General features: G+C 68.9%; 12 protein-coding genes and 1 tRNA gene. 9 read left to right on the top strand and 4 right to left on the bottom strand.

Annotated elements, in window-relative coordinates:
* The first annotated feature begins 7 nt into the window (after nucleotides 1-7).
* The 9 genes from AC07OH_RS10180 to gmd are packed head-to-tail and all read left to right on the top strand — an operon-like array spanning nucleotide 8 to nucleotide 10102.
* Nucleotides 8-1099 (top strand): glycosyltransferase, encoded by a 1092-nt coding sequence (locus AC07OH_RS10180; RefSeq protein ID WP_495300516.1) that lies wholly within the window; start codon nucleotides 8-10, stop codon nucleotides 1097-1099.
* Nucleotides 1096-2058 carry a hypothetical protein gene (locus tag AC07OH_RS10185; protein WP_495300517.1) on the top strand — a complete coding sequence of 321 codons (963 nt, stop codon included), beginning with the start codon at nucleotides 1096-1098 and terminating at the stop codon, nucleotides 2056-2058. The genes AC07OH_RS10180 and AC07OH_RS10185 overlap by 4 nt, the downstream gene beginning before the upstream one ends.
* Before the next feature lie 28 nt (nucleotides 2059-2086).
* A complete protein-coding gene (locus tag AC07OH_RS10190; protein ID WP_495300518.1) occupies nucleotides 2087-3043 on the top strand; it encodes a hypothetical protein in 957 nt (318 codons plus the stop codon).
* Nucleotides 3040-4308, top strand: a complete 1269-nt coding sequence (locus AC07OH_RS10195) for a lipopolysaccharide biosynthesis protein (RefSeq protein ID WP_495300519.1) — start codon at nucleotides 3040-3042, stop codon at nucleotides 4306-4308. The genes AC07OH_RS10190 and AC07OH_RS10195 overlap by 4 nt, the downstream gene beginning before the upstream one ends.
* On the top strand, nucleotides 4305-5576 hold the full coding sequence (locus AC07OH_RS10200; RefSeq protein ID WP_495300520.1) for a glycosyltransferase WbuB: 1272 nt from the start codon (nucleotides 4305-4307) through the stop codon (nucleotides 5574-5576). The genes AC07OH_RS10195 and AC07OH_RS10200 overlap by 4 nt, the downstream gene beginning before the upstream one ends.
* Nucleotides 5573-6685: a UDP-glucose 4-epimerase GalE gene (gene galE / locus AC07OH_RS10205; RefSeq protein ID WP_495300521.1), complete on the top strand. Its 1113-nt coding sequence runs from the start codon at nucleotides 5573-5575 to the stop codon at nucleotides 6683-6685. The genes AC07OH_RS10200 and galE overlap by 4 nt, the downstream gene beginning before the upstream one ends.
* A gap of 40 nt (nucleotides 6686-6725) precedes the next feature.
* Entirely contained in the window at nucleotides 6726-7487 is a 762-nt protein-coding gene (locus AC07OH_RS10210; RefSeq protein WP_492677177.1) for a LuxR C-terminal-related transcriptional regulator, read from the top strand.
* Nucleotides 7488-7546: 59 nt separating this feature from the next.
* Nucleotides 7547-9034 (top strand): mannose-1-phosphate guanylyltransferase/mannose-6-phosphate isomerase, encoded by a 1488-nt coding sequence (locus AC07OH_RS10215; RefSeq protein WP_495300522.1) that lies wholly within the window; start codon nucleotides 7547-7549, stop codon nucleotides 9032-9034.
* 30 nt (nucleotides 9035-9064) lie between these two features.
* Nucleotides 9065-10102 carry a GDP-mannose 4,6-dehydratase gene (gene gmd, locus AC07OH_RS10220; protein WP_495300523.1) on the top strand — a complete coding sequence of 346 codons (1038 nt, stop codon included), beginning with the start codon at nucleotides 9065-9067 and terminating at the stop codon, nucleotides 10100-10102.
* A 139-nt stretch (nucleotides 10103-10241) separates the two neighbouring features.
* Here gmd and AC07OH_RS10225 read toward each other — a convergent pair.
* The 4 genes from AC07OH_RS10225 to hscA all read right to left on the bottom strand — a co-directional run bounded on the left by AC07OH_RS10225 (nucleotide 10242) and on the right by hscA (nucleotide 13313).
* Nucleotides 10242-10316, bottom strand: a tRNA-Val gene (locus tag AC07OH_RS10225).
* A 75-nt stretch (nucleotides 10317-10391) separates the two neighbouring features.
* Complete coding sequence (dnaQ, locus tag AC07OH_RS10230) at nucleotides 10392-11099, bottom strand: DNA polymerase III subunit epsilon (RefSeq protein ID WP_495300524.1); 708 nt, start codon at nucleotides 11097-11099, stop codon at nucleotides 10392-10394.
* The gene (fdx, locus tag AC07OH_RS10235; RefSeq protein ID WP_099790179.1) at nucleotides 11099-11437 is read right to left on the bottom strand and encodes an ISC system 2Fe-2S type ferredoxin; all 339 of its coding nucleotides are present in this window, start codon (nucleotides 11435-11437) and stop codon (nucleotides 11099-11101) included. The genes dnaQ and fdx overlap by 1 nt, the downstream gene beginning before the upstream one ends.
* Nucleotides 11438-11450: 13 nt before the next feature.
* Nucleotides 11451-13313, bottom strand: a complete 1863-nt coding sequence (gene hscA / locus AC07OH_RS10240) for a Fe-S protein assembly chaperone HscA (protein WP_495300525.1) — start codon at nucleotides 13311-13313, stop codon at nucleotides 11451-11453.
* Between the last annotated feature and the right edge of the window lie 6 nt (nucleotides 13314-13319).

A 13319-nucleotide genomic window follows, 5' to 3' on the forward strand; every position in this document is an offset into this window, starting at 1 on the left:
AACGACCATGGCCACCTACCTCTTCTACGACACCATCCGGCTCAACGCGTCGGCGGGCGGGGTGCTGAACGTGTCCGAAGTGCTGCTGCAGAGCATGCGCGGCTCGCCGGACCACCAGGTGCAGCCCATCAGCGAGCGCCATCCGCGCCTGTACGCGATCGCGCGGCGGCTGAAGATCAGCCGCTTCGTGCTCGACACGCTGCTCTACAACCTCCACCTGGTGCGCGGGTGGCTTCGCGGGGAGCGCGTGTACTCGCTGTTCCCGAACTACTTCCTGCCTTTCTCTCTGCTGGCGCCCTTCGGCCGCCATCAGGATTCGATCGTGGTGGTGCACGACGTGCAGTACAAGTCGTACCCGCAGTACTTCTCGGCGCTCAAGCGCCTGTGGCTCGACTGGAACCTGCAGCGCGTCGCGCGCAGCGCCGCCGACGTGGTCTTCATCAGCCGCAGCAGCCAGGAAGATTTCGAGCGCCACTTCAGGCGCTGCGCGCACCCGGCGGTGATCTTCAATCCCGTGGATGCTGGCGCCGTCCCCCCGGCTTCCGGCAACACGCCGGCGCCCGGCGAGCGCTACCTGATCGCCGCCTACCACTACTACCCGCACAAGAACTTCGAGGGCATCCTGAAGCTGTTCGTGCGCATGAAGCGCCAGGGCCTGGTCGACTGCCTCGACATCACGGGCAACGGCGCCAAGGAGGTCGAACGCATGATCTCGGCCCTGGCGCCCGCGTTGCGCGCCAGCGTGCGGCACCGGGGGCTGGTGTCGCGGGACGAACTCCTGCGGCTGTACCGGGGCGCGACGGCCTTCATTTCGCTGTCCACCTTCGAGGGCTTCAACCTGTCGGCCGCCGAGGCGGCCACGCTGGGCGTGCCGCTGCTGCTCTCGGACCTTCCGGTGCACCGGGAGCTCTTCGCGGGCTACGCGTTCTTCATCGCCAACGAATTCCGCGGCCTCGGCGGCATCGAGCGCTACCTGGCCGACCACGAGCGCGCACGACCCACATGGTCGCTCTCGCGGGCCTGCACGCCGGGCGCGGTGGCCGCGAGCTACTTCACGTTGAAACGCAGCGGCGCTTCGCTGGCGCAGGCCACGCCATGACGAACCGCGCCCTGCCCCTTCTTCGCGCATTCGCGGTGCTGGCGTTCGGGCTGGCCGCGTGCGCGGGGCTGGCCGTCGCGACGCGGCCCACCCCGCCGGATGCGCCGGGCGTGCAGGGCTTTGGCGTGATGGTGCATTACCTGCCCGACAAGCAGTCCATCGCCGGCATCGGACGCTTCGACGTCGACGCTTTCGCCGACGCGCTTGCCGAGATGCGCGCCAACCACCTCATCCTCACGCTCGGGCAGAACAACGGCCAGTTCATCGCGCCGAATGCCGCGCTCGAAGCGCTGTGTCCGCGCAGCGCCGCGCACCGTTCGCCGCGCGACCTGCCGCTGGAGATCGGCCGCGCACTGCGGCGCCACGGCATCGCGCTGATCCTTTACCTGCCCTTCCGCGCGCCGCAAGGCGACCCCTACCTGATGGAATGCCTGGGCGATGTCTCCGAACAGTTGCCGCCGCCGCCGCGCTTCATCACCGCCTGGTCGGCCGTGATCGAGCGCTGGTCGCAGCACTACGGCGCACTCGCCACGGGCTGGTGGTTCGACGGTGTCTACAACACGACGGGCATGACGCCGAACGGCTGGAACACGCTCTGCGCGGCCGCGCGCAGCAGCGCCCCCACCCGGTGGCTGGCCTTCAATGCCGGCGAGGGGGCGGCGCGCTTCAGCCTCAAAAGCGCGCCGTGCCAGAACCTCATGGCGGGCGAGTACCTGCAGCCCGCGGCACGCCTGGCCTCGCCGCCCTCCGAACTCCGGCTGCATGTGCTGACGCCGCTGGGCGCCTCCTGGGCCCAGCCGAGCGCGCCGCGCTTCTCGGCGACACAGCTGCGCAGCTGGATCGGCGACGCGAACGCCCGGGGCGGAATGCTCACGCTCGACATGCCGCTGGACGCCGACTTCCACTTTCTTCCCGCCCACGTCGCGCTGGTGCGCAGCGCCACCGCGCCGCGGCCCTGACCCGTACTGCCAACCTGCTTGCCCGACCATGGACCACGCCCTCCCCTTCATCGTTGTGGAAGACCGCCGGAACACAGCGCTGCGCCTGTGCAGCGAATCCGCGGCCATGGCGCAGGAGCCGCTGGTCGTGCTGTCGGACACCGACGCCGGGCCGGCATACGAACGTTTCTGCCAGGCCTACGTGCACCTGTCGAGCAACACGCCGGCGTTCGAGAAGATCTGCTTCCGGCGCTACTTCCTGCTGGCGAACCATCTCGCAGCACACCCCGATTGCCGCGCCTTCGTGCTGATCGACAGCGACGTGCTGCTGTTCCGTGGCGTCGGCGCCCACATTGCGCGCCTGGTGGGCAGTGCCGATTTCTCGGGCTCCAGCATCCTGCCCACGGGCGGCTGGAACCCCTGCCAGATCTCGCCGCACGTGAGCTACTGGACGGCCGCCGGCCTGCAGGACTTCGTCGCCTGCCTCGTGCGCATGTACAGCACGCCCGCCGGCCTGCACCAGCTGCGCGAGATTGCCGAGCGCTTCGCGGCCCGCAGCGTGCGCGGCGGGGTGTCCGACATGACGCTGCTGTACCTGTGGGCGCAGGCCACGGGCAACACCGTGCCGATCAACCGGGTGTTCGAGGGCCAGGTGATCGACCACAACGTCAACGGCGGCACCAACCACCTGGCGCGCGAATTCCGCGTTCGCGGCGGCGCCAAGCGCCTGGCCTTCGTCGACGGCCAGCCCTGCCTGCAGACGCCGGCGGGCGACACGGTGCGTGTGCTCGCGCTGCACTTCCAGGGCTCTGCCAAGCTGGCGATGCAGCCCGCGCTGCATCGCCGCGTGTACACAGTCGCGGCGCTCACCTGGGCCCTGCAGATGGCGCGCCGGGCCAAGAACAACGCGCACCGGATTGCCTCGCGCGCGCGCCGCATGGCCGACGGCCTGGGCTTCGCGGATGCGCCGGCAGCCAAGCACCCCGCGGACGGGAGCACGCCATGAAGCCCGCCGCCGGCACCTCGTTCGCCCTGCCCGGCGTCCGCCTGGCGCAGCGCCTGGGGCTGGGGGCGCTCGCGTCGCGGCTGTATGTGTACCTGTCGGGTTTCCTGGCGATCTTCCTCATCGCGGCGCAGGTGGCGCCCGCGCGCTTCGGCGAGTACTCGATCTACCAGTCGGTGCTGGAAGTGGCGCTGGTCGTGGGCACGCTGGGCAGTTCGCTGCTGTTCTCGCGCAATGCCGCGAGCGTGCCGCCCCGGGTGACGCGCGGCGACCTGGTGCGCACGCTGGCGATCGGGCTGCCGCTCGCCGCGGTGCTCGCGGCCGGCGTCGTGGGTGCGCAGCGCCTGCCGGTGGCCGGCATGCCCTTCGTGCTGATCGTGTTGTCGCTCGCGGTCTTCGCGTTCAACAGCCTGCGCCTGTCGTACAGCCGGGGCCTGGGCCATGCGGGCCTGCTCAACCTGGAGTCGGGCGTGCGCGCGACCGTGCTGGTGCTGGGCGTGGCGGCGATGGCTGTGCTCGGTCTGGGGATCGGTGTGGCGCACCTGCTCGCCATCAACCTGCTGGCCTTGACGCTCGTGGGCGCGGCCATCTTCCTGACGGCGAACGGTGCTGCGCCGCCGGCCGGGCCGCCCGTGCTGGCGCTCGCGTCGCAGGCCAGCGCGGCGGTGTATGCGCTGCTGACCTTCCTGCTGCGCAAGTCGGACCTGCTTCTGGTGGCGCTCTTCATGCCGCTGGGCTACGTGGGCGCGTTCAAGCTGGCCTTTCTTCTCGCGGAGGCGCCTTCGCAGTTCGTGCAGGCCTTTCTGGTCACGAAGACGCCGGCGATGCTGGACGCCAACGCGGGCAACCTCACGCGCGAGAAGCTGCGGCTGGCGCGGCATTCGTTCCTGCTCGGCTGCGTGCTCTTCGTGGGGCTGGCGGGGCTGATGGCGATGGCCGCGCCGCTGCTGAAGCTCGGCCCCGAGGCGCGCGACATCTTCGTGTGCATCGCGCCGTACTTCCTGCTGAGGACCTACACGGTCCATCACGAAATCATGCTCTCGCTCAACGCCACGATGGGCTCGCTCGGCTGGTGGACGCTGCTGGAGTTCGCGCTGCGCATCGCCTCGTACGGCATCGTGATCTCGCTCTTTCCGGACAAGCCGCACTACGTCTTCTTCATCGCCTTCGTCTCCGACTTCCTGCTGTACGAGCTGCGCATGCGCGCGCTGTTCGGCTTCTTTCCGATCGTGCGCCTGCTGCGGCCGGCCCTGGGGAGGTCGCCGTGAAGATCCTGCTGTACTCGATGAACTTCGCGCCCGAGCTGGCCGGCATCGGCAAGTACTCGGGCGAGATGGCCGACTGGCTCCAGGCCCGGGGCCACGACGTGCGCGTGATCGCGGCGCCGCCCTTCTTTCCGCACTGGGCGGTGTTCGAGGGGCATTCGGCCTGGGCCTACCGCAAGACCACCGGGCGCAACGGCCTCACGGTCTGGCGCGCGCCCACCTGGGTGCCTTCGCAACCGCGTGCGCTGTCGCGCGTGGCGCACCTGCTCTCGTTCATGCTGTCGAGCCTGCCGCTGCTGCTGGCGCAGGCACGCTGGAAGCCCGACCTCGTGGTCGTCGTGGAGCCGCCGCTTTTCTGCGCGCCCGCGGTGCTGTGCTTCTCGAAGCTGCTCGGCGTCCCGTCGTGGCTGCACATCCAGGACTTCGAGGTCGATGCGGCGTTCGGCCTGGGCCTGCTGCGCGGTGCGGGCGTGCGGCGTGTCGCGCTGTCGCTGGAGCGCTGGCTGCTGGCGAGGTTCGACCGCGTGTCGACCATCTCCGCGGCCATGATCGACAAGGCCCGGAGCAAGGGCATCGGTGAAGGTCGCCTGGTGCTTTTCCCGAACTGGGTAGACGTCTCGGCGATTCGCCCCGCCCCCGATGTGGACGGCGGCTACCGGGCCGAGCTGGGCATTCCACCCGAGGCCGTGGTCGTGCTCTATGCGGGCAGCCTGGGCGCCAAGCAGGGCATCGAGCTGCTGGCCGAGGCGGCAGGCCTGCTCGCCGACCGGCAGCAGATCCACTTCGTCATCTGCGGCAACGGCCCGAGCCGCGGCCCGCTGATGTCGGCCTGTGCCGGCCTGGACCGCGTGCACTTTCTCGACCTGCAACCCGCCGAGCGGCTCAACGAATTGCTGGGCATGGCCGACATCCACATGCTGCCGCAGCGCGCCGATGCCGCGGACCTCGTGATGCCCTCGAAGCTGGCCGGCATGCTCGCGAGCGGCAAGGCCGTGATCGCCACGGCGCACCCCGGCACCGAACTCGCCCGTGTGATCGCGGACCGCGGCGTCGTGGTGCCCCCTGGCGATGCCGCCGTGCTGGCCGATGCGATCGCGCAACTCGCGTGCTCACCGGGCCTGCGCGCAGCACTCGGCGCGGCGGGCCGCGCGTTCGCGCAGGCGGAGCTCGACCAGGACGCGATCCTGTCGCGCTTCGAGCAGGCGCTGCTTCGCTGCGTGGCGCAGCCAAGCACGACCGCGCCGTCTCCCCTTCACGAGTCACGGCCATGACCCCCTCCAAGATCCTCGTGACGGGTGGCGCCGGCTTCGTCGGAAGCCACGCCTGCGTGGCGCTGATCTCGGCCGGCTTCCTGCCGGTGGTGCTGGACACGCTGGTCAACAGCGACCCGCGTTCGCTGGAGCGCGTGGGGCGCATCTGCGGCGTGCAGCCGCAGCTCGTGCGCGGCGACGTGCGCGACGCGGCGGTGCTCGACCGCGTGTTCGCCGAGCACGGGGTCGACGCGGTGCTGCATCTCGCCGGGCTGAAGGCGGTCAGCCGCTCGGTGAGCGACCCGCTGGGCTACTACGACGTCAACGTGGCGGGCAGCCTGGCGCTGGCGCGTGCCATGGAGCGCGCCGGCGTGCGCACGCTGATCTTCTCGTCCTCGGCCACGGTCTACGGCGACATCCCGCGCTCGCCGATCCGGGAGAGCGCGTCGTACGCGGCCGTCAACCCCTACGGGCGCTCCAAGGTGATGGTGGAGCGCATGCTCGCGGACCTCTCCCGCTCCGATCCGCGCTGGGGCATCGCGTGCCTGCGCTTCTTCAATCCCATCGGCGCGCACGAGAGCGGCCTGCTGGGCGAACACCCCCAGGGGCCACCCGACAACCTGGTGCCGTATGTCTCGCAGGTGGCGGTGGGCGAGCGCGGGCACGTCGTCGTGCATGGCAACGACTACGACACACACGACGGCACGGGGGTGCGCGACTACGTGCACGTGATGGACGTGGCCGAAGGCCATGTGGCGGCCCTGCGGTACGCGGCGCTCCATCGGGGCCTGCTCACGGTGAACCTGGGCACGGGGCGCGGCGCGTCGGTGCTCGACGTGATTGCGGCCTTCGAACGCGCGTGCGGGCACCGCATCGCGGTGCACATCGGGCCGCGCCGTCCGGGTGATGCCGCGGCCTACTGGGCGGATGTGCAGCACGCCCAGGACAGGCTCGGCTGGCGTGCACAGCGCAGCCTGGACCAGATGTGCGCCGACAGCTGGCGCTGGCAGCTGGCGAACCCGCGCGGCTTCGACGCGCCGGTGCCGGACTTCCCGGTCCACACCGCCGACGCCAGCGCCGCATCGGCCTCCCTCCCTCACTCACTCCAACCGGGGCAAGAACATGGTTGACAACACGCTCATGACGTCCGGCGACCCCGCCCCCGCCGCGATGCTGCTGCGCCAGCAGGGCACTTCCACCACCCCCGCGTACGCGTCCGCCGCAAGGCTGTGGCCGGACTTCATGACCGGCCAGGAAAAGTCGCCGGTGCGCGTGCTGCTCATCGACGACGACGAGTACATGCGCCGGGTGATCGCCCAGGAGTTGCTGTCGGACCTGCGCATCCAGCTCGAAGGCCAGGCCGACAGCATCCGCGAGGGACGCAAGCTGCTGGCCACGCATGCGTTCGACGTGCTGATGGTCGACCTGCGGCTCAGCGACGGCATGGGCTTCGAGCTGATCACCGAGGCGCGCCGCCACCATGGCAACGGCGAGATCATCGTGATCTCCTCGCTCGAGGACGATGCCCACGTGCTGCGCGCCTTCGAGCTGGGCGCCACGGGCTATCTGCTGAAGAACGCCTGGCTGCAGAGCTTCGCCGAGGCGGTGCTGCACGTGGTGAACGGCGGCGCCGTCATCACGCCGAGGCTCGCGCGGCGCCTGCTGCACCGCCTGAACCAGCAGCCGCGCGAGCAGCCGCAGCAGCAGCCCGCCGACGACGCCACGTCGCCGCCGCACGGGGCCACGCTGACGCCGCGCGAGAGCCAGGTCCTTCGCCACGTGGCGTCGGGCTGCGTCTCGGCGGAGATCGGCGCCAGGCTCGGCATCACCGGCCAGACGGTCAACGTGCACATCAAGAGCATCTACAAGAAGCTGCATGTGCATTCGCGCGCCCAGGCGGTGAACTTCGCCGTTCACACCGGCCTGATCTGAGCGGCACGCCTTCGAAGCGATCCGATCCACCACCCCCTGCACAACAAAGGCTGGTCACCATGAACACCCCCACCATCCATCCCGTGGTCCTGTGCGGCGGCAGCGGCACGCGGCTGTGGCCGCTGTCGCGCAAGGCCTTTCCCAAGCAGTTCGCGCCGCTGGTCGGCAACAAGAGCCTGCTGCACCTCACGCTGGAGCGGCTCGCCACGCTGAACCGGACGATCACCTGCGTCGCGTCGGAAGAGCATCGGTTCCTGGTGCGCGAAGCGATCGAGAACGCGCACACGCAAGGCCGCCAGATCCTCGAACCCGTGCCCCGCAACACGGCCGCTGCCATGGCCGCCGCGGCCCTGCTGGCCGACCCCGACGACCTGCTGCTCTTCGCGCCCGCGGACCACCACATTCCCGACGTGGCGCTGTTCGAGGCCACGATGCGCAGCGGCGTCGAAGCAGCCCTGGCGGGCAACATCGTCACCTTCGGCGTGGCACCCAGCTTTCCGAGCACGGCTTACGGCTACATCGAGGCGGCCGGGGCCACGGGCCATGGCCCCAGCCACGCGGTGGCGCGCTTCGTCGAGAAGCCGACGGCGGCGGTGGCCGCAGCGCTGATCCTGCAGGGCAACTACTGCTGGAACGCGGGCATCTTCCTGGTCCAGGCGCGCACGCTGGTCGCGGCCCTGCGCACGCATGCGCCCGACATCCTCGCCACCTGCGAACGCGCGACCGCCGCGGTGTCGGTCGACGGCAGCTTCGTGCGCCTGGACCGCGAGGCCTTCGAAGGCTGCCGCAGCGACAGCATCGACTACGCGGTCCTCGAAAAGCACGCCGACGTCGCGGTGGTGCGCTTCGAGGGCGCGTGGAGCGACGTGGGCAGCTGGAACGCGGTGGCCCAGCTGCACCCCGCCGACGAGGCGGGCAACCGCGTGAGCGGCGCGGGCAGCGTGCTGAACTCGCGCAACACCTTTGTCCATGCGCCGCACCGGCCGGTGGTGGCGCTCGGCACCGAGGACCTGATCATCGTGGACACGCCGGACGCGGTGCTGGTCGCCGGCGCGGACTGCGCCGAACAGGTGGCCGAGGTGGTGCGCATGCTGGCGCGCGAGGGCACGGTCGAAGCCACCGAGCATCGCCGCGTGGTGCGGCCCTGGGGTGCCTACGACAGCATCGACACCGGCGAGCGCTTCCAGGTGAAGCACCTGACCGTCAAGCCCGGCGGCAAGCTGTCGCTGCAGATGCACCACCACCGCGCCGAGCACTGGATCGTCGTCAAGGGCACGGCCAAGGCCACGCGCGGCGGCGAAGTGCTGCTGGTGCGGGAGAACGAGTCGATCTACCTGCCCTCGGGCACCATCCATCGGCTGGAGAACCCCGGCAAGACGATGCTGGAAGTGATCGAGGTGCAGACCGGCAGCTACCTCGGCGAAGACGACATCGTGCGCTTCGACGACACCTACGGCCGCTGCCCTGCGGCCGAGAAGCGCGAGGCGCTCGCGATGGCATCGGCCGTGGCGCTGGCGATCGAACCCGGCATCGATGCGCCGGCCTGACCCCTTCCTTCATCCCACTGCACCGAAGCCATGAAAAAACGCGCTGTCGTCACTGGCATTACCGGACAAGACGGGGCGTACCTGGCCGAGCTGCTGCTGGGCAAGGGCTACACCGTCTACGGCGCCTTCCGCCGAACCAGTTCGGTGAACTTCTGGCGCATCGAGTCGCTCGGCATCCAGGACCACCCGGAGCTTCAGCTCGTGGAGTACGACCTGACGGATCTGGGCAGTTCGCTCACGCTGATCCGGGACGCGGAGCCCGACGAGGTCTACAACCTGGCGGCGCAGAGCTTCGTGGGCGCGAGCTTCAACCAGCCCGAAGCCACCACGCACACCAACGGCCTGGGCACCCTCCACCTGCTCGAAGCGATCCGCCTGACGAACCGCCAGATCAAGTACTACCAGGCATCGACGTCGGAGATGTTCGGCAAAGTCCAGGCCATTCCGCAGAAGGAAGACACGCCCTTCTACCCGCGCAGCCCGTACGGCGTCTCCAAGCTCTTCGCGCACTGGATGACGATGAACTACCGGGAGAGCTACGGGATCTTCGGTTGCTGCGGCATCCTGTTCAATCACGAGAGCCCGTTGCGCGGCCGCGAATTCGTGACGCGCAAGGTCACCGATGCGGCGGCCAAGATCAGGGTCGGCAAGCTCGATGTGCTCACGCTGGGCAACCTGGACGCCAAGCGCGACTGGGGCTACGCGAAGGAGTACGTCGATGGCATGTGGCGCATGCTGCAGGCCGACAAGCCGGACAACTACGTGCTCGCCACCCACCGCGCGGAAACCGTGCGGGAGTTCGTCGACATGGCGTTCAGGGCCGCAGGTTACGAGCTCCGGTTCGAAGGCATGGGGCAGGAGGAAGTCGCCATCGACCGCGAGACCGGCAAGGTCCTCGTGAAGATCGACCCGAAGTTCTATCGCCCGGCCGAAGTGGACCTGCTCATCGGCGACGCGTCGCATGCCAGGAAGACGCTGGGCTGGGAGCCCCGCACGACGCTGGAAGAACTGTGCGCGATGATGGTGGAGGCCGATTTGCGGCGCAACCGCGAAGGCCATTCCTTCTGAGCGCCCGAGGTGCGCTGGCCGCGCAGCAGACCCTTCCTGAATGGCACCAGGATTTGCGCAGGACAAACGAAAACGGCACCCGAAGGTGCCGTCTGAAACGAAAACGGCACCTGATGGTGCCGTTTGTCGTAGGTCTGAATGGTGGGCGGTGGAGGTTTCGAACCTCCGACCCCAGCAGTGTGAATGCTGTGCTCTACCCCTGAGCTAACCGCCCTGAGACACTGCTTTTGAGTTCAGTGTCTTGAACACGTATCGCGTTGTGCGAAGCCTCAGATTATGCCATAGCTTTTCAGCCGTTTTGGCGAAATAAAGTTTTTCCGCCGCTGGATTTGTCGAGTTGCGACAACACGGCCTCGTGCGCGCTGAGCTCATGCTCGGCCGCCGCGATCACCGGCAGCTCGAACTGGCTCAGGTCGATGGCCACGACCGTCGTGCCCTGCGCGGGCTCGTTCGAGGCCACGTCGATCAGCAGTGCGTCCTGCCCCCGCGTGAGGTTGATGTAGACGTCGGCGAGCAGCTGCGCGTCGAGCTTGGCGCCGTGGAAGGTGCGGTTCGAGCGGTCGACACCGAAGCGGTCGCACAACGCATCGAGCGAATTGCGCTTGCCGGGGTAGACCAGCTTGGCCATGGCCAGCGTGTCGGTCACCTCGCTCACGAAGGTCTTGAGCGGCGGCAGGCCGGCGCGCTCGAATTCCTTGTTCAGGAAGCCGACGTCGAAGGCCGCGTTGTGGATGATCAACTCGGCATCGCGCAGGTACTCGATGATGTCCTTGGCCAGCGTGGCGAACTTCGGCTTGTCGCGCAGGAAGTCGGTCGTCAGGCCGTGGACCTTGAGCGCGTCCTCGTGGCTCTCGCGCTCCGGGTTGAAGTAGATGTGCAGGTCGTTGCCAGTGAGCTTGCGCGCGAACAGCTCCACGCAGCCCAGCTCGATGACGCGGTCGCCGTTCTCCGCAGAGAGCCCGGTGGTTTCGGTATCAAGAACGATCTGGCGCGACATCAGTGGTTTTCCTTGGCGTGGTTGATCGTGTACTTCGGAATCTCGATCGTCACATTTTCCTGCGCCAGGATGGTCTGGCAGCTCAGGCGCGACTGCGGCTCCAGGCCCCAGGCACGGTCGAGCAGGTCTTCTTCGCCTTCCTCGGCTTCGTTCAACGAATCGAGGCCCGCGCGCACGATCACGTGGCAGGTGGTGCAGGCGCAGCTCATCTCGCAGGCGTGCTCGATGTTGATGTCGTTGTCGAGCAGCGCCTCGCAGATCGAGGTGCCGGCCGGCGCGGTGATCTCGGCGCCTTGCGGGCAGTACTCGGGATGCGGGTAGATCTTGATCGTGGGCATGAAATGGTTCTGTCTACAGGGATTCGACCTTGCGGCCTGCGAGCGCGCGTGCAATGCCCGCGTTCATGCGCTGGGCGGCGAAGGCCTCGGTGTCATTGGCCAGCGCCTTCGTGGCGGCTTCGATCACGGCGGCTTCGTTGCTGCTCTTGGCAACGTCGCGCAGCCGTGCCATCGAGGCGTCGATGGCGGCGCGTTCTTCGCTGTTCAGCAGGTCGCCGTCGGCATCGAGCGCGCTCTGCGTGGCCAGCAGCATGCGGTCGGCATCGACGCGCGATTCCACCAGCGCGCGGGCCTGCATGTCCTGCTGGGCGGTGGAGAAGCTCTCCTGCAGCATGGTCGCGATCTGGTCGTCCGACAGGCCGTACGAGGGCTTGACCGCCACGCTGGCCTCGACGCCGCTGCCCTGCTCCTTGGCGCTCACGCTCAGCAGGCCGTCAGCATCGACGGTGAAGGTCACGCGAATGCGCGCCGCACCGGCAGCCATCGGCGGGATGCCGCGCAGCGTGAAGCGCGCGAGGCTGCGGCAGTCGGACACGAGGTCGCGCTCGCCCTGCACCACGTGCAGCGCCAGCGCGGTCTGACCGTCCTGGTAGGTCGTGAAGTCCTGCGCCATCGCGGTGGGGATGGTCTGGTTGCGCGGCACGATGCGCTCGACCAGGCCGCCCATGGTCTCGATGCCGAGCGACAGCGGGATCACATCGAGCAGCAGCAGCTCGCCCGCGCCGTTGTTGCCGGCCAGCTGGTTGGCCTGAATGGCAGCGCCGAGCGCCACGACCTCGTCGGGGTTCAGGTTGATCAGCGGCTCGCGGCCGAAATAAGCGGCCACTGCGCTGCGGATCTGCGGCATGCGCGTGGAGCCGCCGACGAGCACGATGCCCTGCAGGTCTTCGGGCTTGAGCTTCGCGTCGCGCAGCGCCTTGCGCACGGCTGCGAGGGTGCGATCGGTGAGTGCCTGCGTGGCGGCAAAGAACTGCGCGCGGGTCAGCGTGAACTCGGCCTTGCCGCCCGCCAGCGCGGCGCTGAAGAGGGTCGACTCGGCATCGGTCAGTGCCTCCTTGGCGGCACGCGCGGCCACGAGCAGTGCGGCGCGGTCGTTGTCGCTGCCGGCCTGACGGCCAGTCTGCGCGAGCACGAAGTCGGCGATGGCGTGGTCGTAGTCGTCGCCGCCGAGGGCCGAGTCGCCGCCCGTGGCAATCACTTCGAACACGCCCTGCGTGAGCCGCAGGATCGAGATGTCGAAGGTGCCGCCGCCCAGGTCGTAGACCGCGTAGACGCCTTCGCTCGCGTTGTCCAGGCCATAGGCAATGGCCGCAGCCGTCGGCTCGCTGATCAGGCGCAGCACGTTCAGGCCCGCGAGCTGCGCGGCGTCCTTGGTCGCCTGGCGCTGGCCTTCGTCGAAGTAGGCCGGCACGGTGATGACGGCGCCGTAGAGCTCGTCGTCGAAGGTGTCTTCGGCGCGATAGCGCAGCGTGGCCAGGATTTCGGCGCTGATCTCGACGGGCGACTTCTCGCCGGCCGAGGTCTGCACCTTGACCATGCCGCCGTCGTCACCGCCGATGCGGTACGACATGGCGTCGCGGTTCGCGATGTCGGCCAGGCCGCGGCCCATGAGCCGCTTGACCGAGGTGATGGTGTTGGCGGGGTCCTGCGCGCGCGCAGCCACGGCCTCGAAGCCGATCTGGCGGCGGTCGCCGTCGAGGTAGCGCACGGCCGAGGGCAGCAGCACGCGGCCCTGGTCGTCGGGCAGGCACTCGGCCACGCCGTTGCGCACCGAGGCCACCAGCGAATGCGTGGTGCCCAGGTCGATGCCCACGGCAATGCGGCGCTGGTGCGGATCGGGCGCCTGGCCGGGTTCGGAAATCTGAAGAAGAGCCATAAGGGC

Source organism: Variovorax sp. GW821-FHT10C12 (genome assembly GCF_059415405.1).